The 22,786-nt window shown below is 73.6% G+C and carries 17 protein-coding genes; 9 read left to right on the plus strand and 8 right to left on the minus strand.

The genetic code is table 11. The annotated features are described in order from the left end of the window. Nucleotides 1–42: 42 nt before the first annotated feature. Entirely contained in the window at nucleotides 43–2,361 is a 2,319-nt protein-coding gene (locus ACWD4U_RS16395) for a helix-turn-helix domain-containing protein (protein ID WP_363454374.1), read from the plus strand. Between the two features lie 92 nt (nucleotides 2,362–2,453). On the opposite strand, the gene ACWD4U_RS16400 is transcribed toward ACWD4U_RS16395, so the two are convergent. The 4 genes from ACWD4U_RS16400 to ACWD4U_RS16415 all read right to left on the minus strand — a co-directional run bounded on the left by ACWD4U_RS16400 (nucleotide 2,454) and on the right by ACWD4U_RS16415 (nucleotide 8,413). Next, nucleotides 2,454–3,419, minus strand: coding sequence for an AraC-like ligand-binding domain-containing protein (locus ACWD4U_RS16400; protein WP_363454376.1), 966 nt, complete (start codon nucleotides 3,417–3,419; stop codon nucleotides 2,454–2,456). Nucleotides 3,420–3,531: 112 nt separating this feature from the next. Beyond that, a complete protein-coding gene (locus ACWD4U_RS16405; RefSeq protein ID WP_449787207.1) occupies nucleotides 3,532–4,503 on the minus strand; it encodes an AraC-like ligand-binding domain-containing protein in 972 nt (323 codons plus the stop codon). Nucleotides 4,504–4,630: 127 nt separating this feature from the next. After that, nucleotides 4,631–7,414 (minus strand): ATP-binding protein, encoded by a 2,784-nt coding sequence (locus ACWD4U_RS16410; RefSeq protein WP_363454380.1) that lies wholly within the window; start codon nucleotides 7,412–7,414, stop codon nucleotides 4,631–4,633. A gap of 147 nt (nucleotides 7,415–7,561) precedes the next feature. Further along, on the minus strand, nucleotides 7,562–8,413 hold the full coding sequence (locus ACWD4U_RS16415; RefSeq protein WP_363454382.1) for a LysR family transcriptional regulator: 852 nt from the start codon (nucleotides 8,411–8,413) through the stop codon (nucleotides 7,562–7,564). 95 nt (nucleotides 8,414–8,508) lie between these two features. On the opposite strand from ACWD4U_RS16415, the gene ACWD4U_RS16420 reads away from it, so the two are divergent. Further along, nucleotides 8,509–9,240, plus strand: coding sequence for an SDR family oxidoreductase (locus ACWD4U_RS16420; RefSeq protein WP_363454384.1), 732 nt, complete (start codon nucleotides 8,509–8,511; stop codon nucleotides 9,238–9,240). Between the two features lie 235 nt (nucleotides 9,241–9,475). On the opposite strand, the gene ACWD4U_RS16425 is transcribed toward ACWD4U_RS16420, so the two are convergent. Further along, nucleotides 9,476–10,063: a TetR/AcrR family transcriptional regulator gene (locus ACWD4U_RS16425; RefSeq protein WP_363454386.1), complete on the minus strand. Its 588-nt coding sequence runs from the start codon at nucleotides 10,061–10,063 to the stop codon at nucleotides 9,476–9,478. Nucleotides 10,064–10,225: 162 nt separating this feature from the next. Between ACWD4U_RS16425 and ACWD4U_RS16430 the strand changes: the two genes are divergently transcribed. The 3 genes from ACWD4U_RS16430 to ACWD4U_RS16440 all read left to right on the plus strand — a co-directional run bounded on the left by ACWD4U_RS16430 (nucleotide 10,226) and on the right by ACWD4U_RS16440 (nucleotide 14,185). After that, nucleotides 10,226–11,368, plus strand: a complete 1,143-nt coding sequence (locus ACWD4U_RS16430; RefSeq protein WP_363454388.1) for an FAD-dependent oxidoreductase — start codon at nucleotides 10,226–10,228, stop codon at nucleotides 11,366–11,368. A gap of 556 nt (nucleotides 11,369–11,924) precedes the next feature. Continuing rightward, nucleotides 11,925–12,950: an SGNH/GDSL hydrolase family protein gene (locus ACWD4U_RS16435; protein ID WP_363454390.1), complete on the plus strand. Its 1,026-nt coding sequence runs from the start codon at nucleotides 11,925–11,927 to the stop codon at nucleotides 12,948–12,950. A 320-nt stretch (nucleotides 12,951–13,270) separates the two neighbouring features. Then, nucleotides 13,271–14,185: a hypothetical protein gene (locus ACWD4U_RS16440; protein ID WP_363454392.1), complete on the plus strand. Its 915-nt coding sequence runs from the start codon at nucleotides 13,271–13,273 to the stop codon at nucleotides 14,183–14,185. Between the two features lie 66 nt (nucleotides 14,186–14,251). Here ACWD4U_RS16440 and ACWD4U_RS16445 read toward each other — a convergent pair whose 3' ends face one another. After that, entirely contained in the window at nucleotides 14,252–14,824 is a 573-nt protein-coding gene (locus ACWD4U_RS16445) for a TetR/AcrR family transcriptional regulator (RefSeq protein WP_363454394.1), read from the minus strand. Nucleotides 14,825–14,950: 126 nt separating this feature from the next. Here ACWD4U_RS16445 and ACWD4U_RS16450 point away from each other — a divergent pair, with 126 nt between their 5' ends. From ACWD4U_RS16450 to ACWD4U_RS16465, 4 genes are all read left to right on the plus strand, one after another. Further along, a complete protein-coding gene (locus tag ACWD4U_RS16450) occupies nucleotides 14,951–15,391 on the plus strand; it encodes a nuclear transport factor 2 family protein (protein WP_363454396.1) in 441 nt (146 codons plus the stop codon). A 557-nt stretch (nucleotides 15,392–15,948) separates the two neighbouring features. Further along, on the plus strand, nucleotides 15,949–18,168 hold the full coding sequence (locus ACWD4U_RS16455; protein WP_363454398.1) for a tetratricopeptide repeat protein: 2,220 nt from the start codon (nucleotides 15,949–15,951) through the stop codon (nucleotides 18,166–18,168). A gap of 495 nt (nucleotides 18,169–18,663) precedes the next feature. Continuing rightward, on the plus strand, nucleotides 18,664–20,076 hold the full coding sequence (locus tag ACWD4U_RS16460; protein ID WP_363454400.1) for an amino acid permease: 1,413 nt from the start codon (nucleotides 18,664–18,666) through the stop codon (nucleotides 20,074–20,076). Nucleotides 20,077–20,327: 251 nt separating this feature from the next. After that, on the plus strand, nucleotides 20,328–20,453 hold the full coding sequence (locus ACWD4U_RS16465) for a hypothetical protein (protein ID WP_363454402.1): 126 nt from the start codon (nucleotides 20,328–20,330) through the stop codon (nucleotides 20,451–20,453). Between the two features lie 173 nt (nucleotides 20,454–20,626). Here the strand turns inward: ACWD4U_RS16465 and ACWD4U_RS16470 are convergent, their stop codons facing one another. Together ACWD4U_RS16470 and ACWD4U_RS16475 are read right to left on the minus strand one after the other, a co-directional pair. Beyond that, nucleotides 20,627–21,400, minus strand: coding sequence for a maleylpyruvate isomerase family mycothiol-dependent enzyme (locus ACWD4U_RS16470; RefSeq protein ID WP_363454404.1), 774 nt, complete (start codon nucleotides 21,398–21,400; stop codon nucleotides 20,627–20,629). Between the two features lie 48 nt (nucleotides 21,401–21,448). Further along, complete coding sequence (locus tag ACWD4U_RS16475) at nucleotides 21,449–22,777, minus strand: aldehyde dehydrogenase family protein (protein ID WP_363454406.1); 1,329 nt, start codon at nucleotides 22,775–22,777, stop codon at nucleotides 21,449–21,451. Nucleotides 22,778–22,786: the final 9 nt, after the last annotated feature.

Genomic DNA, 22,786 nt, shown 5'->3' on the forward strand with positions numbered 1-22,786 from the left:
AAGAATGGTCCGGAAGACCACGGCGGAACGGGCTGGAGTGCGATGAGTGACGAGGGCGGGACGCGGTTCGGCCGGCTGCTGCGGGAGCTCCGGCAGGCCCGCGGTCTGACGATCGAGGAGCTGGCGGAGGCCTCCGGCGTCTCGGGGCGCGCGATCGGCGACATGGAACGCGGCCGGAGCCTGCGTCCGCAGCGCGGCACCGTCACCGCGATCGCCCAGGGCCTCGCGCTGGACGAGGCCGCGCACGCCGAACTCCTGGCCGTCGCCCGCACCGGCCGCACCGGCCACCGGCCCGCGGCCGCCGTCACCGCCCCGCCCTGCGCGCTGCCCCGCGGCGTCCGCGACTTCGTCGGTCGGCGGGCGGAGCTCACCGCGCTGCGCGAACTCGCCCACCGGAGCGCGGCGGACGAGGGGAGCGCGGCACCGCCGGTGGCGGTGGTGTTCGGCGCGCCGGGCAGCGGCAAGACCTCGCTGGCCGTCCGGCTGGCCGAACAGCTCGCGCCGGAACTCGCCGACGGGGCCTTCCTGCTGGACCTGCAGGGGCTGGACGCGCAGCCGCTGTCGCCGCAGGAGGCGGTGCTGCGCCTGCTGGCGGCCTGGGGCGCGGGTGACCAGGACCTGGTCCAGCTGAGCCCCGAGGAACGCCTCGCGCGCTACCAGGCAGCCGCGGGCAAGGTCCACGGGGTCCTGGTCCTGGACAACGCCGGCCACGAGTCCCAGGTCCGCCCCCTGCTGCCGCGCGAAGGGCGGCTGCTGGTGGTGGTGACCAGCCGTCACACCATGGCCGGCCTGGAGGGGGTGCGGCGGGTGGAACTGCCCGCACTCGATCCGCAGGAGTCCGGCTCCCTGCTGCGTGCGGTGGTCGGCGCCGCCCGGGTGGACGCGGAACCCGACGCGGCCCGGACGATCGCCGAGCTGTGCGGCCAACTGCCGCTCGCCGTGCGCGTCGCCGCCAACTGGGCCGCCACCCGCACGAACTGGAGCCTGCAGCGGCTGGCCACCCGGCTCACCGACGAGGACCGCCGGCTGGACTCGCTCAGCGCGGGCGACCTGCGCGTCAACTCCGCCTTCTCGCTGTCCTACTCACGCCTCGCTCCGGCGGCCGCCCGGATGTTCCGGCTGCTGTCGCTGATCCCCGGGCCGGACTTCAGCATCCCGTTGGCAGCCGTCCTCGCACAGGTCTCCCCGTTCGACGCCGAGGACCTGCTGGAGGAACTGCTCGAGGCGGGCCTGCTGATGACCCATCGGGAAGACCGGTACCGCCTGCACGACCTGCTGCGCCTGTACGCCAGGGCGCAGCTGCGCCAGGAGGACGGCGAGGCGCGGTCGGCCGCCTCCGGCAGCCGGCTGCGCAGCTGGCTGCTCGACACCGCCGCCACCGCCGGACGGTGGCACGAACCGGGCCACGGCGCGCCGGCCCCGGACCGCGGGCAACCGGCCGCCCTGGCGAGCCCCGAGCAGGCCATGGGCTGGCTCAAGGCGGAGCGCGCCAACTGGCTGGCCGCCTTCCGGGAGGCCGCCGAACTCGGCGAGCACGCCGCGGTCGACGAGATCGGTGCGGCCATGTGCCTGGTCTCCGACAACTGGGTGTCCGCGGACCACTGGATCGAGGTCTTCGACGCCGCGGCCCGGGCGGCCGCCGCCCTGGGCGAACCCGCGCACCAGGCCGGCCACCTGAACGACCTCGCCTGGGCGTACTGGGTGTGCGAGGGCCGGTACGAGGACGCGGTCGCCGCCGCGACGCAGGCGCTCGACCTGGCCCGGGCCTGCGGCGACCTGACCCAGCAAGCCCGGGCGCACAACCGGTTCTGCGTGCTGGACGCCGCCGTCGGCGCGACCTCCTCCGCTGCCGACCACTGCCGGCTGGCCATGGACCTCTTCATGGCGGTGGACGACGTCAACGGCTACCTCCCGGCCTGCAACCTGAGCCTGCGGCTGCTGGAGATGGCCGGCCGCTTCGAGGAGGCGATCGAGACCCACCGGGAGGTCCTGACGGTCCTCGCCGATCCGCACTACGCCGACCGCATACCCGAGAGCGTGCGGGGTCTCACCCGGCTGATCGCCACCTACTACGTGTCCCTCGTGCACCTGAACCGCGGCCACTGGGCCGAGGCGGTCGACACCCTGCGCCCGACCCGCGGGCAGCTCGAGCTGCGCGGCTACCACCGGGTGGCGGCCAAGGCCCACCTCCACCTGGCCCACGCCCTCGTCCACCTCGGGGAGCACGACGAGGCCGGGGCCGAGTACCGCACCGTCCTCACCTTCGAGGACCGCGTCCCCGCCGACCTGGTCGAGCTGGCCCGGACCGCGCTCGCAGCCCTCGCCGTAGGGACACCCGCCCCGCCCACCCACTTCGACTGAGGCTCCGGCGATCCGACAGACCGTCGGTCATACCCCGCCCGCGATCTGACAGACCATCGGTCGTGCGCAGCCGTGATCCGACAGGCCGTCGGTCAGGCGGCGACGCCGTACCTGACGCCCTCGCGCCACTCGCTCGGGGAGACGCCGTAGGCGGACCGGAAGGCCCGGCTGAAGTGACTGGCGCTCACGAACCCCCACCGGCCCGCGACCGCCGCCACCGTCAGCTGACCCGCCGTCGGGCGGGCCAGGTCCCGCCGGGCCATGTCCAGCCGCTGCCGCTGGATCCAGCGGGCCACCGTCAGGCTCTCGAAGTGGAAGAGCTTGTGCAGGTACCGCACCGACAGGTGGTTGGCCGCGGCGATCCGCTCCGGCGACAGGTCGGGGTCACCGAGGTGGCGCAGGATGTGGTCCTTCACCCGCGCCAGCGCGACACCGGCCGCCTCCGGCGCGTCCGGCACCGACCGGCCGCGGCGCTCGTCGGCGAGCACCGCGAGCAGGTCCAGGGCCGTGGTGGCGAGTCGGCCCGCGACGGCCGGTTCGAGCGAGTCGGCCGAGCGAGCCAGGTTCTGCAGGTAGGCGGACACCAACGCCGCGGTGCCGCTGCCGGTGTCGAAGGCCGTCGCCGTGAGCACCCGCAGGTCCTCGTCGGACACGCCCACGGCGGCGCGCGGCCAGTGGAAGGCCGTGAAGTCGAACGGCTCCGACAACTCCTTGGTGAACGGCCGCCCCGCGTCGGAGATCGCGAAACCGCCCGGCCGGAGCAGCACCTGGTGGCCGTCCTGCGCGAGCCGGGCGGTCCCGCGGTGCTGGAGCGCCAGCGTGAGGTGGTCCTCGCCGCCGCCGGCGATCAGGCCGGCGCTGCGCACCACCTGCTGCGGACCGGCCTGCACCCGGGAGACCTGCAGGGCGCCCACGCGCCGGCTGGTGATGGTCGCGGCGGCGGGCGCGCTCTCCAGCAGCGACACGTCCAGCGGGATGAAGGTGTGGGAGACCGCCTCGTGCCAGTACTCGGCTCGTTCGGCGGTCGGAACCGGGGCGGTGTCGAGAACGACGGGCATCGGCACTCCTCGGGCGGGTTCTCGGACGGACCGGACCATCCCATCGCCGTGCACCGCCCCGGACCAGGAAGAACCGCAGGAGGAAATCGCCCCGGCCGCAGCGCCCGGACCGTCAGCCGGCCTCCGCGGCCCTGAGCTCGCGCCACTCGCGCGGCGAGACGCCGTACGCGGCCCGGAAGACCCGGCTGAAATGGGTCGGGTTGACGAAGCCCCACCGCTGGGCGATCGCCGACACGGTCGGGGCGGTCCGGCTGCGGCGTCCCAACTCCCGGGCGCAGGCGTCCAGTCGACGCCGCTGGACGAGCCGGCTCACCGTCACCCCTTCGTCCTCGAAGAGCCGGTGCAGGTACCGCACGGAGACGTGGTGGGCCCGGGCGATCGACTCGGGCGACAGCTCCGGGTCGCACAGGTGGTGGTCGATGTGCTCCCGCACCCGGCGGACCAGGTGGCCGTTCCGGGCGCCGGGCTGCTCGGCCGCCCGCACGGCGGCCAGTTGGGCCACGAGCGTGCTCACCACGTCGGCGACGCTTCCGGCCAGCCGGTCACCGACCGGGGCCGGGTAGGCGTGCGCGGACGTGGCGAGGGTGCCGAGGAACGGCAGCAGCACCGGCCCGCACCCCTCCGCCGGGCCGACGGCCGTACCCGCCACCTGCCGCAGCTCGCGCTCGGGCACGCCCAGCAGCCGGCGCGGCAGGTGGAACAGGTGGGTACGGAAACGCTCCGGGTAGTCGACCGCGTACGGCCGCGCCGTGTCGTACAGGACCAGCCCGCCCTCCGGCACCTCCGCCCGGCGCCCGTCCTGCTCCAGCACGGCCCGGCCCGCGACCTGGACCCCGACCCCCACCTGCGGCTCGGCCCGCGGGGAACCGGCGATCAACGCCGCCGTACGGGAGACCCGCACCGAGTCCGCCTCCAGCGTCGAGATCCGGACGTACCCGAGCCGGTGCGCCGTCAGCCGCCCGTCGAACGGCCGCCCGGCGCGCGGGACGACCTCCACCGGCACCAGCGTCCGCGACACCGCGCCGCCCCAGAACTCCGCCTTCTCCGCGTCCGGAACCGACCCCGTCGTCACCTGCACATCCATCGGGCCGCCCTTCCGTTGCACTCCCAGGACGCCAGCCTGATCCGGGGGCCGGCGGGCGGCTTAGGTCATCTGACTGCCCGGCTGCCGCGGTGCACCCCGGGACCGGCCGGGTGCACGGAGAGCACGGTCAGTCGTCGCCGAGGGCGAGCGCGAGGGCGGCCCGCGAGGTGATGCCGAGCTTGGGGAAGACCTTGTACAGGTGCGCGCCGACCGTCCGGGGCGACAGCCGGAGCAGCAGGCCGATCTCCTTGTTGCTCAGGCCGGTGGCGGCCAGCCGGGCGATCCGCAGCTCCTGCGCGGTCAACCCCGCCGTCTCCGGTGCCACCGCGCCCGGCGACGGCGCCAGTTGCTCGCCGGCGGCCCGCAACTCCTCCTCGCACCGCTGCACCCAGGGACCGGCCTCCAGCCGGAGGAACACGTGGCGCGCCGCCCGCAGCGCCTCCCGGGCCCCGGGCCGGTTGCGGCGGCGCAGCCACGAGCCGTGGGCGAGCCGCAGCCGGGCCAGCTCGAAGACCCAACTCTCCGCGCCCGGCACGGCGTACGCGGCCCGGTAGGCGGCCTCGGCGTCCTCGTCGTCGGCGGCCAGGGCGGTGGCGGCCGCCAGCAGGAAGGCGTGCCGGCCGGAGATCTCCGCGGAGCCCGCGGCCCGCCCCGCCGCGGCCTGCGCCCGGGCCTCCGCGCGCCGTCCCGTGTACACGGCGGCCGTCACCAGGTCGAGGACCAGCGCGTGGCGCCAGGGCGGGCCGTCCAGCGGACGGCCGGGCGGGGTGAGCTCCCCGAAGTGCGCGTACGCCTCCTCGTACCGCCCGTGGGCGAGCGCGGCCAGACCGCGTAGGTGGGCCAGCCGGTCGAGCACGAACCGCATCCGGGCGCGGGTCGCGGCCGGCCTGATGATCCGTTCGACCTCGTGCAGCCCGGCCTCGTCGCCCCGCGCGGCCAGGAAGTGCGCGTAGTACTGACGGAACATCAAGGCGTTGCAGTGGTAGCCGAGTTCGTCCGCGCTCTCGGCCTCGCGGCGGCACACCTCGGCCTGGTCCCAGCGCCCGAGCAGGTAGTCCTGGTGGCACCTGGCCTTGGCCACCGAGCCCTGGGTGGCGTAGCCGTGCAGCCCGGTGGAGCGCCGCCACAGGTCGCTCTCCGGGCTGTCGAGCGCCGAGGCGGTCCACAGCAGGAGCCAGGCCGCGCCCGCCTCCTGCTCCTGCGTCATGCCCACGGTCACCGCCCGCAGCGCCTCGAAGACCCCCGGGCCCGGGTCGGTCCAGGCCCGCAGGCAGAGCCGGCCCGCCTCGGAGACGTTCTCCCGGTGCCGCTCCAGCGCCCGCCACGCCCAGGGGTCGTCGGTGTACGTGGCGGCCAGCAGCAGCTTGAAGTAGGCCTGTTCGACCAGCCCGAAGGTGTCGGCGCCGGGCGCCGTCAGCGCGTCGAGGACCCCGGGCAGCAGAGCGGTGGACGACGCGAAGTCGATGTGGTGGCTCTGGTCGGCGTAGACCACCGCGTACGCGAACAGCGGCGCGACGTCCTCCGGCACCGGGCCGGCCTTCAACTCCTCGACCAGGGCGGCGCTGTGCCGCAGCTGACCGCCCCGGGCCGCCATCACCGCGGCCCAGGCGAGCCGGCGAGCGCGGTCGGCCGGATCGGGGCTGAGCGCGGCGGCGCGTTCGAGCAGGAGCGCCCCCTCCGCGTCACCGCCGCGGCGGGCCAGCCCGCGGCCGACCTCCTGGAGCCGCTGCGCGAGGCCCTCCTCCGGCACCTGCGCGGCCGAGGCCTCGTGGACCAGCCGCCGGGGGTCCTCCGGCGCGAGGGAGTCGGCCAGCGCCCGGTGGGCCTCCCGCCGTTGGGCGTCCGAGGCCGCCGCGATCACGGCGGTGCGGACCAGCGGGTGCCGGAACACCAGCCGCCCACCGGCGTCGAGCCGGGCCAGGCCATCCGCCTCGATCCGCTCCAGGGCGTCCCGAAGACCCTCGCCCTCACCCACCCTCGGCAGCACCCGGCTGCTGAAGTCCGCACCGGTCGCCAGCGCGCCCATCAGCAGGAGCCGCGCGGCTTCCGGCGTCGCCGCGCCCAGCCGCTCGGCGAACAGCCGCTCCAGATCACGCCCCAGCGGGAGGCGGTCCGGCAGCGGGACGAGACCCCGCCGCTGGGCCTGGGCCAGTTGCCGGGGCAATTCCACCAGCGCCAGCGGGTTCCCGGCCGCCTCTGCCAGGACCCGGTCCGTGGTCGCCGCCGCCAGCTCGGGGTAACAGACCCTCAGCAGCAGGGTCGCATCCGCCGGGGACAGGGCCGCCACCTCGACCGGTTCGGCCGACCACGTCTGCGCCGCCGGGCCGCCGGGGCGGCTGGCCCCGACGATCACCAGGGGCAGCTCGGCGCAGCGCCGACCCAGGAAGGCGAAGACCGCTGCGCTCGACGAGTCGACCCAGTGCAGGTCGTCGAGGGCCAGCAACACCGGGGCGGCCTGCGCCGCCCCGTCCAGCAGCGCCAGCGTGGCGGCCCCCACGGCGAAGCCGCTCGGCGTCCCGGCCCGCGCGCCGAGCGCGCTCTCCAGGGCGCCGCGCTGGTGGTCGGACAGGGCGAGGGCTGCGCGCTGGGGGTCGGACAGGGCGAGGGCTGCGTGCTGGGGGTCGGACGGGGTGCCGGAGCGCTGGAGCAGAGACCAGAGCGCTTGGTGCAGCGCCCCGAACGCGAAGTCGGTCTCCGCGTCGTTGCCGACCGCCCGCAGCACGGTGAATCCCCGCTCGCGGGCCGCGCGCTCCACCCAGGCCAGCAGCGTGCTCTTGCCGACGCCGGCGTCACCCCGCAACAGCACCGCGGAGCCACCCCCGGCACCCTCGGCCCGGGCCAGCGCCGCGGTCAGCAGCTCCGTCTCGCGCAACCGCCCGACCAGGTCCTGACCCTGCCCGTCCTCCGCCACTCTCGTTCTCCCCGGGGTAGGCCGGCTTGCTCACTTCCCCGGCCGACCAAGGCTATCGTCCGTCCGTGCCTCCCGGGAGACCGATGGGTACCGGTATCGCCCGATCCGTCCACCGCTGGAACAGGTGTGGGCGAACGCCGTTCGGGGCTACCGGAGTTGCGTCGCGGTGCGGACGAGTCCGGCGACGGCTCGGGAGCGGCTGTGCGGTGGCCAGGCGATCACGGTGGTGACCGACGGGGCGTCCAGGACGGGGACGGCGGCGAGGTCGGCGTGGAGTTGGGTCCGGCAGGACTCCGGTGAGACCGCGCAGGCCCGGCCGAGTGCGACGAGTTGCAACAGCTGGGCGTGGTCGCGGACCTGGGGGCCGGGGCCGGGCGGGTAGCTGCCGTCGGGGTCGGGCCAGCGCGGCAGGGGCAGGCCCGGCAGGTCGGTGATGTCGGCCAGGTGCACGTGAGCCCGGGCGGTGAGCGGATGCCCGGCCGGCAGGACCACGACCTGGCCCTCGGTGCTGAGTTCCTCGGTGTGCAGCCCGGCCGTCGAGTCGAACGGACGGTGCAGCAGCGCCACGTCGGCGCGGCCCTCGCGCAGGAGCCGTCCCTGCTCGGCCGGGCCGCACAGGATGACGTCGACGGGGACCGCGCCGGGTTCGGCGGCGTACGCGGCCAGCAGTCTCGCCAGCAGCTCGCTGGACGCGCTGGCCTTCGTGACCAGGACCAGGCCGGGCCGGCCGGTCGCCGAGAGGGCGGCACGGCGGGTACGGCGCTCGGCCGCATCGACCGCGTCGAGGGCCGCCCGGCCCTCGGCCAGCAGCACCGAGCCCGCCTCGGTCAACGCGACACTGCGCCTGCTGCGGTCCAACAGGACGGCCCCGAGCCGACGTTCGAGCTGCTGGATGGCCCGCGACAGCGGCGGCTGCGCGATCCCGAGCCGCTGCGCGGCCCGTCCGAAGTGCAACTCCTCAGCGACAGCGACGAAGTAGCGCAGTTCCCGGGTCTCCATCCGGCCACGCTACCCCCGATCAATACCCTGACGGTATCTCAGCCCACCCGATCGGTCTTGGACCCCCGCCGGGCCGCGAGGGCAGCATGGTCCCCATGAGCGAACGAACGATTGCGCTGGTCACCGGCGCGAACAAGGGCATCGGCTACGAGATCGCCGCGGGCCTCGGTGCCCTCGGCTGGAGCGTCGGCGTCGGCGCCCGCGACGACCTGCGCCGCAAGACCGCGGTGGAGAAGCTCCGCGCGGCCGGCATCGACGCGTTCGGCGTACCCCTGGACGTCACCGACGACGCCAGCGTGACCGCCGCCGCCCGACTGATCGAGGAACAGGCCGGGCGCCTCGACGTCCTCGTCAACAACGCCGCCATCACCGGCGGCATGCCCCAGGAACCCACCCGGGTCGATGCCGCCACCATCCGGACGGTCGTCGAGACCAACGTGATCGGCGTCATCCGCGTCACCAACGCGATGCTGCCGTTGCTGCGACGCTCCGCCTCCCCGCGGATCGTGAACATGTCCAGCAGCGTCGGCTCCCTCACCCGGCAGGCAGCGGGCGCCGGTGAGCAGACGGTCGGTCCGGTCGCCGCGGCGTACTCGCCGTCCAAGACGTTCCTGAACGCCGTCACCCTCCAGTACGTCCGGGAGTTGAGCGGCACGAACATCCTGATCAACGCCGCCTGCCCCGGCTACGTCGCGACCGACCTCAACGGCTTCCGCGGCATCCGCACCCCCGAACAGGGCGCCGCCATCGCCATCACCCTCGCGACCCTGCCCGACGACGGCCCGACCGGCCAGTTCTTCGAGGACGCAGGCCCCGTGCCCTGGTGACGCCCACGGCGGGCGATCGCCCACGGGGGCCCGGTGGGCTACGGCTGGCAGGATGACGGGCCTTTGCCATCCCGTGAGCGGCCTACCGCCGGACCGGGCCCCGCCTCGCCGTCCGTCACCCGCGGAGCGATCGACCTGCTGGGACCGGGGCTGTCGAGAGGGAACAGGTGCCGGAGGACCGTTCCGGCCTGCGGCTGGTTGGCTTGCCGGTCGGGGGTGCCGTTTCGCTGCTGGGTCAGGGGCGGGTGGTGGGGTGGTGCCAGCCGTTTTCGAGGAGGTCGAAGGCGGTGTCCACGGCCTGGTCGGGATCGGCGGCGCGCTGGGCGAGGGCGGAGGTCTCCAGCGCGAAGTGGGCGAGGGCGGCGCTGCGCGGGTCGCCGGGCGGGGCGCCGGTGTCGGTGGCGATCGCGTGGGCGAGGGCGTCCTCGTGGCGCATCCACATGCGGTGGGCGTAGGCGCTGAGCGCGGGGGTCTCGCGGACCAGGTCGAGGAACCGGGTGAACCGGGCGTCGGAGCCCGCGGCGTGGATGCGGACGCGTTTGACGTGTTCGCGCAGGGCCTGGGGGATGGTGGTGCCGGGCGCGCGGTCCCGGACGGCGGCGATGAGCGCGGCCTCCTGGTCGGCCTCCTCGTCGAAGACCAGGGCCTCCTTGCTCGGGAAGTGCTTGAGGAGCGTGGTGGTGGACACGTCGGCGGCCTCGGCGACGGCGTGGAGGGTCACCGCGTCGTAGCCGTGCGCGAGGAAGAGGTCGAGGGCGGCGTCGGCGAGTGCCTGCCGGGTGGCGGCCTTCTTCCGCTCGCGGCGGCCCGGGGGAGTCGTCATGCCGCCATCATACAGAAAGCTGTTCCACTCAAAAAGTTGCATCGTTGCACTTTCTTGATGGGTGTGCTTTCGTGGCAGCGGAGGGACGCCGGGTCGTCCCGGCCGCCCTTCGCTGCCGCCCGCGGCGCGGGCCCGAAGCATCGCGAACCGAGGAGCCTCACCATGAACCCCGCCACCGCCCGTATCGCGGTCATCGGCGCCGGACCGGCCGGCCTGGCGACGGCCCGGATCCTGCAGCGGCACGGCATCGGCGTCACCGTCTACGACCTCGACGCCTCGCCCACGGCCCGCAGCCAGGGCGGCACCCTCGACATGCACCCCGACAGCGGCCAGCACGCCCTGCGCGCCGCCGGCCTGTGGGACGCCTTCACCGCCCTCGCCCGCCCCGAAGGCGAGCAGATGCGCCTGGTGAACCGGGACGGCGCCGTCGTCCTGGACACCGCACCGCCCGGCGGCGGACCCGGGAACCCCGAGATCGACCGCGGCCAGCTCCGCGACCTCCTGCTCGACTCCCTCGCCCCGGGCACGGTGCAGTGGGGCCGCAAGCTGGAGCGCGCCGAGCCCCTCGGCGAGGGTCGCCACCGCCTCCACTTCGCGGGCGGCGACACCGTCGAGTCCGACCTGCTGGTGGGCGGCGACGGCGCCTGGTCTCGGGTGCGGCGCCTGCTCAGCGACGCCGAACCCGTCTACACCGGGGTCACCTTCGTCGAGACCGGCCTCAACGACGCCGACACCCGCCACCCCGACCTGGCCGCCCTGACCGGCGACGGCACCATGATGGCCCTCGACGACAACCTCGGCTTCGTCGCCCAGCGCAACAGCGGCGGCCACATCCGCACCTACGTCGGCATGCGCACCCCCGAGGACTGGCACCGCCGGGCCGGCATCGACCTCGCCGACCCCGCCGCCGTCCGGGCCGCACTCCTCCACCGCTTCGCAGGATGGGCGCCGTCGCTGCTCGGCTACATCACCGACACCGACACCGGGTACGTCAACCGCCCCCTGTACGCGTTGCCCGTTCCCCACGCCTGGACCCACACCCGAGGCGTCACCCTCCTCGGCGACGCCGCCCACCTGATGTCGCCGTTCTCCGGCATGGGCGCCAACCTCGCCATGCGCGACGGCGCCGACCTCGCCCGGGCCCTGATCGACCACGACGACCTCGACGCCGCCGTCACCGCCTACGAGAACATCCTCCTGCCACGCTCCGTCGCAGCCGCCGAGGGCGCCGCCGAAGGCATCGACGGAGCCTTCGCCCCCGACAGCGCCGAACAGACCCTCGCCCACATGACCGCCCACCACTGACACCCCGGACCCTGCTACGGCCGGTCGCCGCCCGGAGCACGCCACGGACCCGGGGTCAGCGTCGCGCGCCGGCTCTTGGTGCTGGCGAGCCGTGAGCCGAGTCCGACGCCGACGAGGTTCTCGCCGCCGGGCCGGTGGTGACCGGCTCCAACTGCTCGCGGTGGGGCCTCACTTGAGCCTTGCGTTGCCTACCGGTCGGCGCACTGGGGGAGCGTGCGGCGATGCTTTGGGTGAGCCGGTCGGCCTGCGGCTGCGCGCGGCGGCCGACTGTGCCGAAGCGCGCTGCGTGACGCGTCCGCCCGCAGGCCCGCGCCGGGACCGTCCGACCGGTGCTTTCCCCTGAATACCTGTCAGAGCACCCTGCGGGGTGGTCCTGGCGCATCGTGAGCTGGGGCGGTGCTGTCGTCGACGGGGGCTCGGCTGGGTCCCGGGATTCCACTCGGTCGGGTGAACAGTCGCAGGGATCGTATACAGACAGCATGGATCTGAATACGCTGCGCAACGACGCCGGGGCCGCTCGTGGTACCCGGTGTGCCTGCGTGAAGGGATCCTCAGCGTGTTCCGCACCCGTCTGCCCGCCACCGTCCGTACGGCCGTGGCCGCCGCGACCGCCCTCACTGCCACCCTGTCGGTGTTCGTCCCGAGCGCCGCGGCGCGGCCGGGCGTCCGCGCCGTGCCGAGCTATGTCGCGCTCGGTGACTCGTACAGCGCCAACGTGTTCGTCCGCCCCTGGGACGCGAGCGACGGCTGCGGCCGCTCCTACCGGAACTACCCGCACCAGGTCGCCGCCGAGTTGGGGCTGGACCTCACGGACGTGACGTGCGGCGCGGCCGAGGTGCACGACGGGATCCTGGCCCCGCAGCCCTCCCACAAGCTGCTCGGCCCGCCGACCACCCCGCCGCCCGGCGGCTGGCCGGCCAAGCCCGCGCAACTCGACGCGCTCAGCCCGACCACGGACGTCGTGAGCGTCGGCATCGGCGGGAACACCCTCGGCTTCGGCGAGATCGTGACCCAGTGCCTGGAGCGCGGACTGACCACGCTGGGCTTCGGCACCCCGTGCACGAAGCACTACACCCAGGGCGAGGGCAAGGCCTGGCTGGACGCCAAGTTCGCCCAACTCGACCACGAGTACGGCGAGATGATGAACGCGATCCACGACCGGGCACCCAACGCGCGGGTCCTCGCCGTCGGCTACCCGGCGATCGTCCCCACCAGCTCCGGCTGCACGTGGGGCGTGTGGCGGCAGCTGGGCACCGTCGCCAAGGGCGACATGCCCTGGCTCGACGGCCTGGAGCGGCGACTCAACCAGCTGATCGCCGACCACGCCGCCGACGCCGGCGCGACGTACGTCGACACCTACTCCTCCAGCGTCGACCACGGGGTCTGCGCGGGCGAGCAGAAGTGGATGTACGGCGTGAAGGACGACCTCACCGGCGACGGTGACCAGACCGATCCGCCGGCCGGCTTCTGCCGCGACATCCCAGGCAACGGCGAGACGTGCACCTTCGTCCACCCCAACGCCCTGGGCGCGGACAACCAGGCCCGCCAGGTCGCCGCCGCCCTCTCGGGCCAGGGCCGCTGAACACCCGCCCGGTTCCGGGGAGTGTCCGGCCTGTGCGCTCCCCGGAACCGGGCGACCCGCCTCGTCACCTCGGCTGGGTGGATGTACGGCCTGGACGCACACAGCCGGGGCGGGGCGTTGGGGGACGTCTCGATCTCTGCCAGCTCGGTGTCCGTTCGGCACCGGGCTGTCTTGCCCACCGCTGAACGCCTCCTCCGCAGGTGCGCGCAAACTCGGTGCCGGGCCGGCGCAGTGATCGGTTAGAGTCCGCACGGAGTTGGACCCGGCACCACCGGGCGGGGAGAAGCCGCACCCGGGTCGTATCCAGGGGGAGAGACCAGATGATCAGGACCGGACGTACGTTCCTCGCTGCCACGGCTGCCGTGGTCGCACTGACCGCCACCGCCACCGGCTGCGGCACCAAGGTCACCGGCGACAACGGGGCGGCCCCGAGCGCCGCGGGCAGCGGCTCGGCGGCCACCGGGCAGGCTGCCGAGCTGACGCCCGCCGCTCTGCTCAAGCTGGCGGGGGAGAAGACCAGCGCGGCCAAGTCCGCCAAGGTCGACGCGGTCACCGAGGTCGGTGCCGCGAAGACCAGCATGAAGGGCGCCATCTCCTGGGACCACGGCTTGCAAGGCGAGTTGACCGGGACCGCCGACGCGATGGCCAAGGCCGCCGCCAAGTTCGGCGGGGACGGCACCTTCACCGCCCGCTACCTCAGCGACGCGATGTACATCAACATGGGCGACGGGTTCGCCAATCAGCTCGGCGGCGCACACTGGATCAAGTACGACTACGCGAACCTCGCCAAGACCATGGGCGCCGCGGGCGAAGGCCTCAAGAACCAGCTGCAGAACGCCGACCCGGTCGCCTCGATGCAGGCGCTGATCGCCTCCGGCAAGGTCAGCAAGGCCGGGACCGAGCGCGTGAACGGCGTCCAGACCACCAAGTACGCCGGCGACCTCGCGGCGGCCGACCTCACCCAGGCTGCCGCCCAGGGGCTGACCAAGGAGCAGGTCGACGGCCTCCAGCGGCAGTTCACGACCGCCGGCATCACCACCGAGCACATCGAGATCTGGGTCACCGCCGACCTGCTGCTGGTCAAGCAGGTCCAGCAGTTCGCGACCAAGGCCGGCCAGTGCACCGCGACGGCGTCCTACTCCGACTACGGGACCCCGGTCGCGACCACCCCTCCGAGCGCGAGTGACACGATGGACTTCGCCCAGCTCCTGCAGAGCTCGATGGCCGGCAGCTGACCCCGCGAACCCGGCGGCCCGTCCACGCCTTTGCGCGGCGGGCCCCGCCGCGGCTGACCACGTCGGTCAGCGAGGCCGCAGCCCGGCGAAGACGACGTCGAAGATCCGCTGCTGGGCCGCGGGGTCGGCTCCGAGGTGCTCCATCGTCGTACTGGTGCCGGCCAGCAGGGCGATGAGTTCCGGTAGTTCGAAATCTGGGCGGACCGCGCCGGCCTGCTGCGCCCTGTCCAGTAGCCCGGCCAGCTGCGCCCGGATCTGGTCGCTGGACTCCCGCAGCGGCGCGTGCGCGTCCACGCCCGCTGCCGCTAGCGCTTGGGTGAACTCGTTCTTGCCCGCGGACTGCTCGATCACCAGGCGGAAGCAGGCGAAGAAGGCGTCGGCGGGCTCGGAGTCGGCGGCCAGCTGCGCGGCCCGGGTGGCGATCGCCTCCAGCCTGCGCACCATGACGGCCTCCAACAGCGCTTCCTTGGTGGGGAAGTGCCGGAAGAGGGTGCCGACGCCGACGCCGGCGGCGCGGGCGATCTCTTCGGTCGGCACGCCGACGCCACGGGTGGTGAACACCTCCGTGGCGACGTCCAGCAGCTTGGCCCGGTTGCGGGCCGCGTCCGCCCGCAGCGGGCGCTCGTTGGTGCCGCTCATCGCTCCTGCCCTTTCCCATCGACATCGACCGCAGAGCGGTAGCTGGACAACCGGAGTGGCCAGTCCGTATCGTTGAAAGCGGACTAGCTAGTCCTATTCTAGTGGCGGATCCGCTGGGGGTTGATCATGTCCGAAACGCTGTCACCGCGCGAGGTCTTCCAGAAGCTGCTCGACGGCATCGGCGGAGGGCGGTTCTCGGAGCTGGCCGGGCTCTACGCCGAGGACGCCGTGGTGGAGACCGTCTTCCAGCCGATCGGACCGCGCCGGTTCGAGGGGCGGTCCGTGCTCGAGGAACGGTTCGCGGAAGTCGCCGCGCACAGTCCCCTCGCGCTGACCCCGAAGAACGTGGTGATCCGGGAGACCGACGACCCCGAGGTGATCGTCGCCGAGTGGGACTACCAGGTGCACCACCGGGTGACCGGGCGGACCTTCGAGTCCGCCAACATCCAAGTGCTGCGGGTCCGCGACGGCGTGATCGTCCACAGCCGTGACTTCCACGACCACCTGGCCTTCATCGTGGCGGGCGGTGCCTTGCCGCAGCTGGTGGCGGCACTGGAGGGCGAGTGAGGTCTCGTTGCTCGACTCGATGGCCTGGCGCAACTCCCTGACTGGCTGCTGTGACCCGGCCCGCTCGGCCCTGCCCTTGCGAGCCGGGTGCAGCATGGTTAGCCGTGGCCTGCGGACGTTCGGCTCGTTGGACCATCCGTGGTGGGGACTGCGGCCTCCCGGGCGGCGTTCGCTTCGGCGAGGCTCTGTCCTCGGTGATGCCGAGCGCCACCAGCAGTTCCTGCTGCTCCTCGGCTCAGCTACCGCGGGCGGGCGGGCGGTGTATGCGCTGGCAGGTGGCAGGTGGCAGGTGGCAGGTGGCAGGTGGGCCGAGCACCAGTGCGGGGGTCGGTCTCCGCCAGCACGCGCCGCCGCTCTGGCGCGGGTACGCCCGGGTGCGTGGCTTCAGGACTTCGTCCTGTGCTCGCGGTGCGGCGGTACTACGCTGCCGAGTGGGGCGGATGATTGACGGTTCGTCAGGGGCGGTGGGGCTGCGGGTGGACGCTGGAGACACGGAAGCGCAGGGTGGGCCCGGTCCGGCGGATGCCGCAGGCTCGGGTGCGTACGTCGCGCGGGACGTGTCGGTCTCCGCGGACAACGGTTCGGTCGCGGCGGGCCGCATCGACGGGTCGGTGACGATCAACAACAACTACCCGCCGGCACCGGCGTCGGTGTGGCGGCCGGTGCGGGTGGGGATGGTGCCTGCGCTGGCATCGGCGTTCCAACCCCGCCACGGATTGCGGGAGTTGGTCGACCGTGCGCGGGAGCGCAACGGCACCGTGGGGTTGACGCAGGTGCTGTCCGGCGGCGGAGGTGTCGGCAAGTCGCAGCTCGCCGCCTCGTACGCGCAGCAGGCCCACGCGGAGGGTGTGGACGTGCTGGTGTGGGTGGACGCGGCGGAGACCTCTCGGATCGTCGCCGCGTACGCCGAGGCCGCCGGGAAGGTCAAGGCGCTCGGTGCCGCAGGCGTGGACGCGGAGGGCGACGCGGCCCGGTTCCTGGAGTGGCTGACCGTCACCGACCGTTCGTGGCTGGTGGTTCTGGACGACCTGACCGATGTCGAGGGTGCGGGGCCGTGGTGGCCACGCCCGCCCGCTGCGGGTGGGAGCGGTCGGGTGCTCGCGACCACGCGGCGGCGCGGGGCGTTGCTGTCGGGTGCGGGCCGCGCCCTCGTCGACGTCGGCCTCTACTCGAAGGGTGAGGCCCTCGACTACCTGCGCGACCGTCTCGGTGCCGCCGATGCCGTCCACCTCCTGGACCGAGACGCAGGCGACCTGACCGAGGCGCTCGGCCTGCTGCCGCTGGCGCTCTCCCACGCCGCCGCCTACGTGATCAACGAGGCCGTCACCAGCACCGACTACCTCCGTCTGTTCACCGACCGGGACTCCCGCCTGGACGTCCTGCTGCCGACCGGCGCGGACACCGACGCCTACGGCCGCCAGGTCACGACCTCCCTGCTCCTTGCGCTCGACGCCGCGCAGCGGCGCGAACCCGTAGGCCTGGCGGTTCCCGCGGTCCGGTTCGCCGCGCGCCTCGACCCCGCGGGCCACCCCCTCCAGCTGTGGACCACCGCAGCCGTCACCGACTACCTCACCGCCCAGCGCACCCCGCACCCCGACGCCCCCGCACTCGGCCCGGTCACCCCTGACCAGGCCCGCGCCGCCCTGCGCCTGCTCCACCACTACGCCCTGCTCACCAGCGACTCCCGCGACGGCCACCGCGCGGTGCGCATGCACGCCCTGACCGCGCGCGCCGCCCGGGAGACCGCCCCCGATGCCGATGCCCCCACGACCTATCAGGCGGTCGCCAACGCCCTTGCGGAGATCTGGCCCAGGCACACGCACACCACACCCGACCTGACCGCCGTCCTGCACGCCAACACCGACGTCCTCGCCGCCGGCGCCGGAGCAGTGCTTCAACAGCCCGACGGCGAGCTCGCCGTGCTGCGCGAGGCAGGCCGCACGCTGATCGACGCGGGCCTGTACGCCGCCGCCGTCACCTACTGGCTGCGCCTGGCCGCCGACACCGAGCGGCTGCTGGGCGGCCAGCACCCGGCCACCCTCACCGCCCGTGGGAACCTCGCCGCCTCCTACACGCAGGCGGGCCGCACTCGTGAGGCGATCGTGTTGCAGGAGCGGGTGCTTGCCGATCGTGAGGGGTTGCTGGGCGACAGGCACCTCCACACCGTCACCGCCCGCGGCGACCTCGCTCTCGCCTATGCGCAGGCGGGCCGTACCGCTGAGGCGATCGCGTTGCAGGAGCGGGTGCTCGCCGATCGTGAGGGGTTGCTGGGCGATGGGCATCTCGACACTCTCACCGCCCGCGGCGACCTCGCCGCCTGCTACTGGGAAGCGGGCCGTACCGCTGAGGCGATCGTGTTGCAGGAGCGGGTGCTGGCCGATCGTGAGCGGTTGCTGGGCGACCAACACCCCCACACCCTCACCGCCCGCGGCGACCTTGCCCTCTCCTACTGGCAGGCGGGTCGTACCGGCGAGGCGACCGACCTGATCGAGCCGGTGCTCGCCGACCGCGAGAGGCTGCTCGGCGACCAACACCCGCACACCCTCACCGCCCGCCGCATCCTCGCGGCCTGTCTCTGGCAAACGGGCCGCCGCAGCGAGGCGGTCGACCTCATGGAGCGGGTCTTCGCGGACCGCGAGCGGGCGCTGGGCGCCCTGCACCCCGACACCCTCGCCGCCCTCAAGACCCTCTCCTTCGCCTACTGGCAGACCGGGAACTACAGCAAGGCGGTCGACACACAGGAGTGGTTGAACGCCCGAGGCGCCGGCACCGCCTGAACGGCGCGCCCCACGACGTCGACGGCGCCTGCCGAGCCGCAGTTCGTCGCCGCGTCAACGGCAGCAGCCCGTCGAGGCTCGTAGAAGATGATGCCTGGTCAGGGACATCAACACCGCGGCTCGGCAGGCAAGGCGAACGAGGCGCCCAGGAGGCTGCGCGGGACGTCCTGGCCGCGTTCGGCGTGCTGCAGGTCGCCACGGTCGGCCACATGCGGCCCGCCAGGGAAGTGCGGCTTCACGCCGGCTCAGTGATCAGTCGCCACCTTGTCGGCGACGAATCCCGGGGGAGCTGACGATCAGGCCCACGGCCGAACCTGCTTGCGGAGCGGCACGTCACCCCCCGACGGCACGACGGAATGCCCGAAGGCTCAAATGATCCTCAATTTTTAGAGGTTAATTCGGTTTTTGGGTTACGAATCCAAGGCGTTACGTATTAGCTTCCCTCGCATTGCGCGCTATCACCCCCGCGTCGCGCAGAGAGGCAGCAGAAGACGGATGACCACCCACACCCCCCTTTCCCCGCCGGCGACCCCGCCCGGGACGCCGGATCCGAACCACCTCAAGGCCGGGCTGAAGAACCGCCACCTGTCCATGATCGCGATCGGCGGCGTGATCGGCGCCGGCCTGTTCGTCGGCTCCGGCGCCGGCATCGCCGCGACCGGCCCGGGCATCCTGCTCTCCTACACGCTGGCCGGTGCGCTGGTGGTGCTGGTGATGCGGATGCTCGGCGAGATGGCCGCGGCCGACCCGCAGTCCGGCTCGTTCTCGGCGTACGCCGACCGCGCGCTGGGCCGATGGGCGGGCTTCACGATCGGCTGGCTGTACTGGTTCTTCTGGGTCGTGGTGCTCGCCGTCGAGGCGACCGCGGGTGCGAAGATCCTGCACAACTGGATGCCGGGCGTCCCGCAGTGGGGCTTCGCGCTGATCGTGATGGCGGCGCTGACCGCGACCAACCTGTTCTCGGTCGCCTCGTACGGCGAGTTCGAGTTCTGGTTCGCCGGGATCAAGGTGGTCGCGATCGGCGCCTTCCTGGTGGTCGGCGCGCTCGCCGTGTTCGGCGTGCTGCCGGGGACCCACGCGGTCGGCACGGACAACCTGCTGCACCACGGCGGCTTCCTGCCGCACGGCGTCGGCGCGGTCTTCACCGGCATGCTGACCGTGGTCTTCGCCTTCATGGGCAGTGAGATCGTCACCCTGGCCGCCGGCGAGTCGCCCGACCCGGGCCGCGCGGTCAGCAAGGCCACCAACAGCGTGATCTGGCGGATCGGCGTCTTCTACCTGGGCTCCATCCTGATCGTGGTCACCCTGCTGCCGTGGGACTCCGCCGACGTCTCGTCCAGCCCGTACGTCGCCGTGCTGAAGCACGCCGGCCTGCCCGGCGCCGCGCCGCTGATGGACTTCATCGTGCTCACCGCGGTGCTCTCCTGCCTCAACTCCGGGATGTACACCGCCTCCCGGATGGCCTTCTCGCTGGGCAAGCGCGGCGACGCGCCCAAGGCGTTCGCCCGGGTCACCGGCCGCGGCGTGCCGCGGACCGCGATCCTCGCCTCGGTGGTGTTCGGCTTCGTCGCGGTGTTCTTCAACTACACCTCCCCGAAGACGGTGTTCAGCTTCCTGCTGAACTCCTCCGGCGCGGTGGCGCTCTTCGTCTGGCTGGTGATCTGCGTGTCGCAGCTTCGGATGCGCCGGATCCTCGAGCGCGAGTCGCCGGAGAAGCTGACCGTGCGGATGTGGCTGTACCCGTATCTGACGTGGGTCGCCATCGGCCTGGTCGTCTTCGTGCTCGGCTACATGTTCACCACCGCCGACGGCCGCGAGCAGATGATCCTCTCGCTCGTCGCCGCTGCCGTGGTGCTCGTCGCCGCTCGGATCGTCGGCGCCCGCCGCCGGGCCGCCGCCCGCGACTGACCTCGCGCCGCACCCGCGACGGCACCCGCCGGAAGGCGGGTGCCGTCCGCGTCATCGGCCCAATGCCGAGCGCGTCGTCCGTCGCGCCGACGACGGTCGCCGGACCCGTCCGTCAGCGCAGGAGCTCCACCGTCGGGAACGCCGCGCTCGGGCGGGGGACCCGTGACGCTCCGTCCCTCGATGCGCAGCAAGCGGCCCCACCACCTGCCCGGTGCCGCTCGCACCGCCCGGCGCTGCGGGAGGTCGCAGCCATGACGAGCCAGTTCCGGCAGCTCGCCGCCCCGCCGGAGGCGCCGTTCGCCGCAGGCCCCCGACGCCCGCACACCTGGTCGGCCGACGCCCTGTGCAACCCGCCGTCAGCGCCGCGCCGTGCCTGAGCACCTCGTACCGCCGATGGGCCTCAACCGGCCCGCGTGCGCCGCCGTCCTGCACCGATGCGCAGTGCCCTGCGCCACCGCGGGTTCGGTGGCCGGGTCGCGTCGGTCCATGGGGCGCGCGGTCCGTCCTGTCGTGGGGCTGGAAGCCCCGGGTCGGCAGTCCCGCCGTCCGCTCAGAAGGCGGAGTGGGCGGTCCAGTGGGCCAGCAGCTCGTCGTCCCCCTGCACCTCGAAGCGGTCGGCCGACCGGTCCAGCCGGCCGTAGAGGAGGAGCAGCAGGTCCGCAGCGGTGCCCCGGACCGTCGCGTCGGCACGCCCACCGGCGTCGGCGTCCCCGACCTGCGGATCGAGCCCGAAGCCGTCGGGGCGCAGCCGGACCAGCCAGTCCCCGTCGCCGTCGGTGCGGGTGAAGCGGATGGTCCGGTCCGCGCCCCGCAGGGCGGCCGTTCCGGGGGCGAACCCGGCGGCGAAGGGCAGGTTGATCAGGAACTCGGAGACGCCGTCGGCGGCCAGCACCGGGTCGATGTCGGGGTCCAGGCCCAGTGCGAGGTCGGCGTCGACGCGGTGCACCAGGGTCTCGAACAGCATCCGGCGCACCCAGAACCGGGCGTGCTGGTCGGCGCCCCAGGCCCACATCGGCGCGTCGAGGTCGGCCGAGGCGAACTCCGCGCCGGCCTGCGCCGCGGCCTCGGCCAGCCAGTCGGGGTAGCCGTCCGGCGTGGGCGGCAGGTGCAGGTCGACGTCCCTGCTGCGCGGCGCCTCCTGGATTCTCTGCCGCAGCAGGACGGTGAACCAGCGCTGCACGCTGCCGGTGTGGCGCACCAGGTCGGTCAGCGTCCAACCGGGGCAGGTGGGCACCGAGGTGTTCCGGTCGGCGGTCCGGACGGTGGCGACGAAACGCGCGGTCTCGGCCGCGATGCCGGCGGCGTGGTCGGCGGGGGTGGTCACGGGATCGTTCTCCGGGGTGGTCGGTCGGCTCGGACGGGGGTTGCCGGCTCAGGCGAGGGGCTTGTCGACGACGGCCTTGGCGTGGCTGAACGTGTCGATGGAGTACTCGCCGTGGTAGCGGCCCATGCCGCTCTCGCCGACGCCGCCGAAGGGCAGGTCGGGCATGGCCAGGTGGGAGACGGGCAGGCCGAAGGAGAGCGCGCCGGAGGACGTCTCCTCGACCAGCCTCCGCTTGGTCCGCTCGGACTCGGTGAAGGCGTAGAGGGCGAGCGGCTTGTCGCGCTCGTTGATGAAGGCGATCGCCGCGTCGAGGTCGGGCACGGCGACGATCGGCAGGATCGGGCCGAAGATCTCCGCACGCATCACCGGCGCATCCGGGGAGACGTCCGCGAGGACGGTCGGGGCGAGGTAGCGCTCGCCCCGGTCGTGGCCGCCGCCGGTGACGACTCGCCCGTTGTCCAACAGCGCGGCCAAGCGGTCGAAGTGGCGGTCGTTGACGATCCGCCCGTACTCGGGATCGGCGGCGGGGTCGTCGCCGTGCAGTTCGCGCACCGCGTCGGCCAGGTGCTTCTCCAGCGCGACGGCGCTCTCGCCGATGGCGAGGACGTAGTCGGGGGCCACACAGGTCTGGCCGGCGTTGAGGAACTTGCCCCGGGCGATCCGCTGAGCGGTGGCCGCCAGGTCGGCCCCGGGCTCGACCACGACGGGGCTCTTGCCCCCGAGCTCCAGGGTGACCGGGGTGAGGTGGCGGGCGGCGGCCGCCATCACGATCCGGCCGACCGCACCGTTGCCGGTGTAGAAGATGTGGTCGAACCGCTGCTCCAGCAGAGCGGTGGTCTCGGGGACGGCGCCCTCCACCACGGCCACCGTGTCCGAGCCGAGGTAGCGCGGCAGCAGCCGGGCCATGGCGGCGGACGTGGCGGGGGCGAGCTCGCTGGGCTTGAGGACCACCGTGTTGCCGGCCGCCAAGGCTCCGACCAGCGGGGCCAGCGCGAGCTGCAGCGGGTAGTTCCACGGCGCGATGACCAGGACCACGCCCAGCGGGTCGCGGACCACGCGGGCTTCGGCGGGCTGGAAGAACCCGGGGACCTCGGCGGGCTTCGGCCGGAGCCACTCCTCCAGGTGCGCGACGGTGTGGTCGAGCTCGTTCAGCGTGAATCCGATCTCGGTGCGGTACGCCTCCGCCGCGCTCTTGCCGAGGTCGGCGGCCAGCGCCTGCTGGAACGCCTCGGCCTGCTCGGTGAGCAAGGACCGTAGGGCCGCGAGCCGGTCCAGGCGCTGGGCGAGGGGTTTCGTCCGGCCGCTGTCGAAGGTGGCGCGCAGGCGGGCGATCAGGGCGGGGATGTCTGCCGCGGCGGGGGTCGGGGTGTGCGTCATGAGGGTCTC

Source organism: Kitasatospora sp. NPDC002522, assembly GCF_053595195.1.

What these genes read in the sequence shown, in the direction of transcription:
- ACWD4U_RS16395 (WP_363454374.1), top strand. Translation starts at nt 43, where the DNA reads ATGAGTGACGAGGGCGGGACGCGGTTCGGCCGGCTGCTGCGGGAGCTC.
- ACWD4U_RS16400 (WP_363454376.1), bottom strand. Translation starts at nt 3,419, where the DNA reads ATGCCCGTCGTTCTCGACACCGCCCCGGTTCCGACCGCCGAACGAGCC.
- ACWD4U_RS16405 (WP_449787207.1), bottom strand. Translation starts at nt 4,503, where the DNA reads ATGGATGTGCAGGTGACGACGGGGTCGGTTCCGGACGCGGAGAAGGCG.
- ACWD4U_RS16415 (WP_363454382.1), bottom strand. Translation starts at nt 8,413, where the DNA reads ATGGAGACCCGGGAACTGCGCTACTTCGTCGCTGTCGCTGAGGAGTTG.
- ACWD4U_RS16420 (WP_363454384.1), top strand. Translation starts at nt 8,509, where the DNA reads ATGAGCGAACGAACGATTGCGCTGGTCACCGGCGCGAACAAGGGCATC.
- ACWD4U_RS16425 (WP_363454386.1), bottom strand. Translation starts at nt 10,063, where the DNA reads ATGACGACTCCCCCGGGCCGCCGCGAGCGGAAGAAGGCCGCCACCCGG.
- ACWD4U_RS16430 (WP_363454388.1), top strand. Translation starts at nt 10,226, where the DNA reads ATGAACCCCGCCACCGCCCGTATCGCGGTCATCGGCGCCGGACCGGCC.
- ACWD4U_RS16440 (WP_363454392.1), top strand. Translation starts at nt 13,271, where the DNA reads ATGATCAGGACCGGACGTACGTTCCTCGCTGCCACGGCTGCCGTGGTC.
- ACWD4U_RS16445 (WP_363454394.1), bottom strand. Translation starts at nt 14,824, where the DNA reads ATGAGCGGCACCAACGAGCGCCCGCTGCGGGCGGACGCGGCCCGCAAC.
- ACWD4U_RS16450 (WP_363454396.1), top strand. Translation starts at nt 14,951, where the DNA reads ATGTCCGAAACGCTGTCACCGCGCGAGGTCTTCCAGAAGCTGCTCGAC.
- ACWD4U_RS16460 (WP_363454400.1), top strand. Translation starts at nt 18,664, where the DNA reads ATGACCACCCACACCCCCCTTTCCCCGCCGGCGACCCCGCCCGGGACG.
- ACWD4U_RS16465 (WP_363454402.1), top strand. Translation starts at nt 20,328, where the DNA reads ATGACGAGCCAGTTCCGGCAGCTCGCCGCCCCGCCGGAGGCGCCGTTC.
- ACWD4U_RS16475 (WP_363454406.1), bottom strand. Translation starts at nt 22,777, where the DNA reads ATGACGCACACCCCGACCCCCGCCGCGGCAGACATCCCCGCCCTGATC.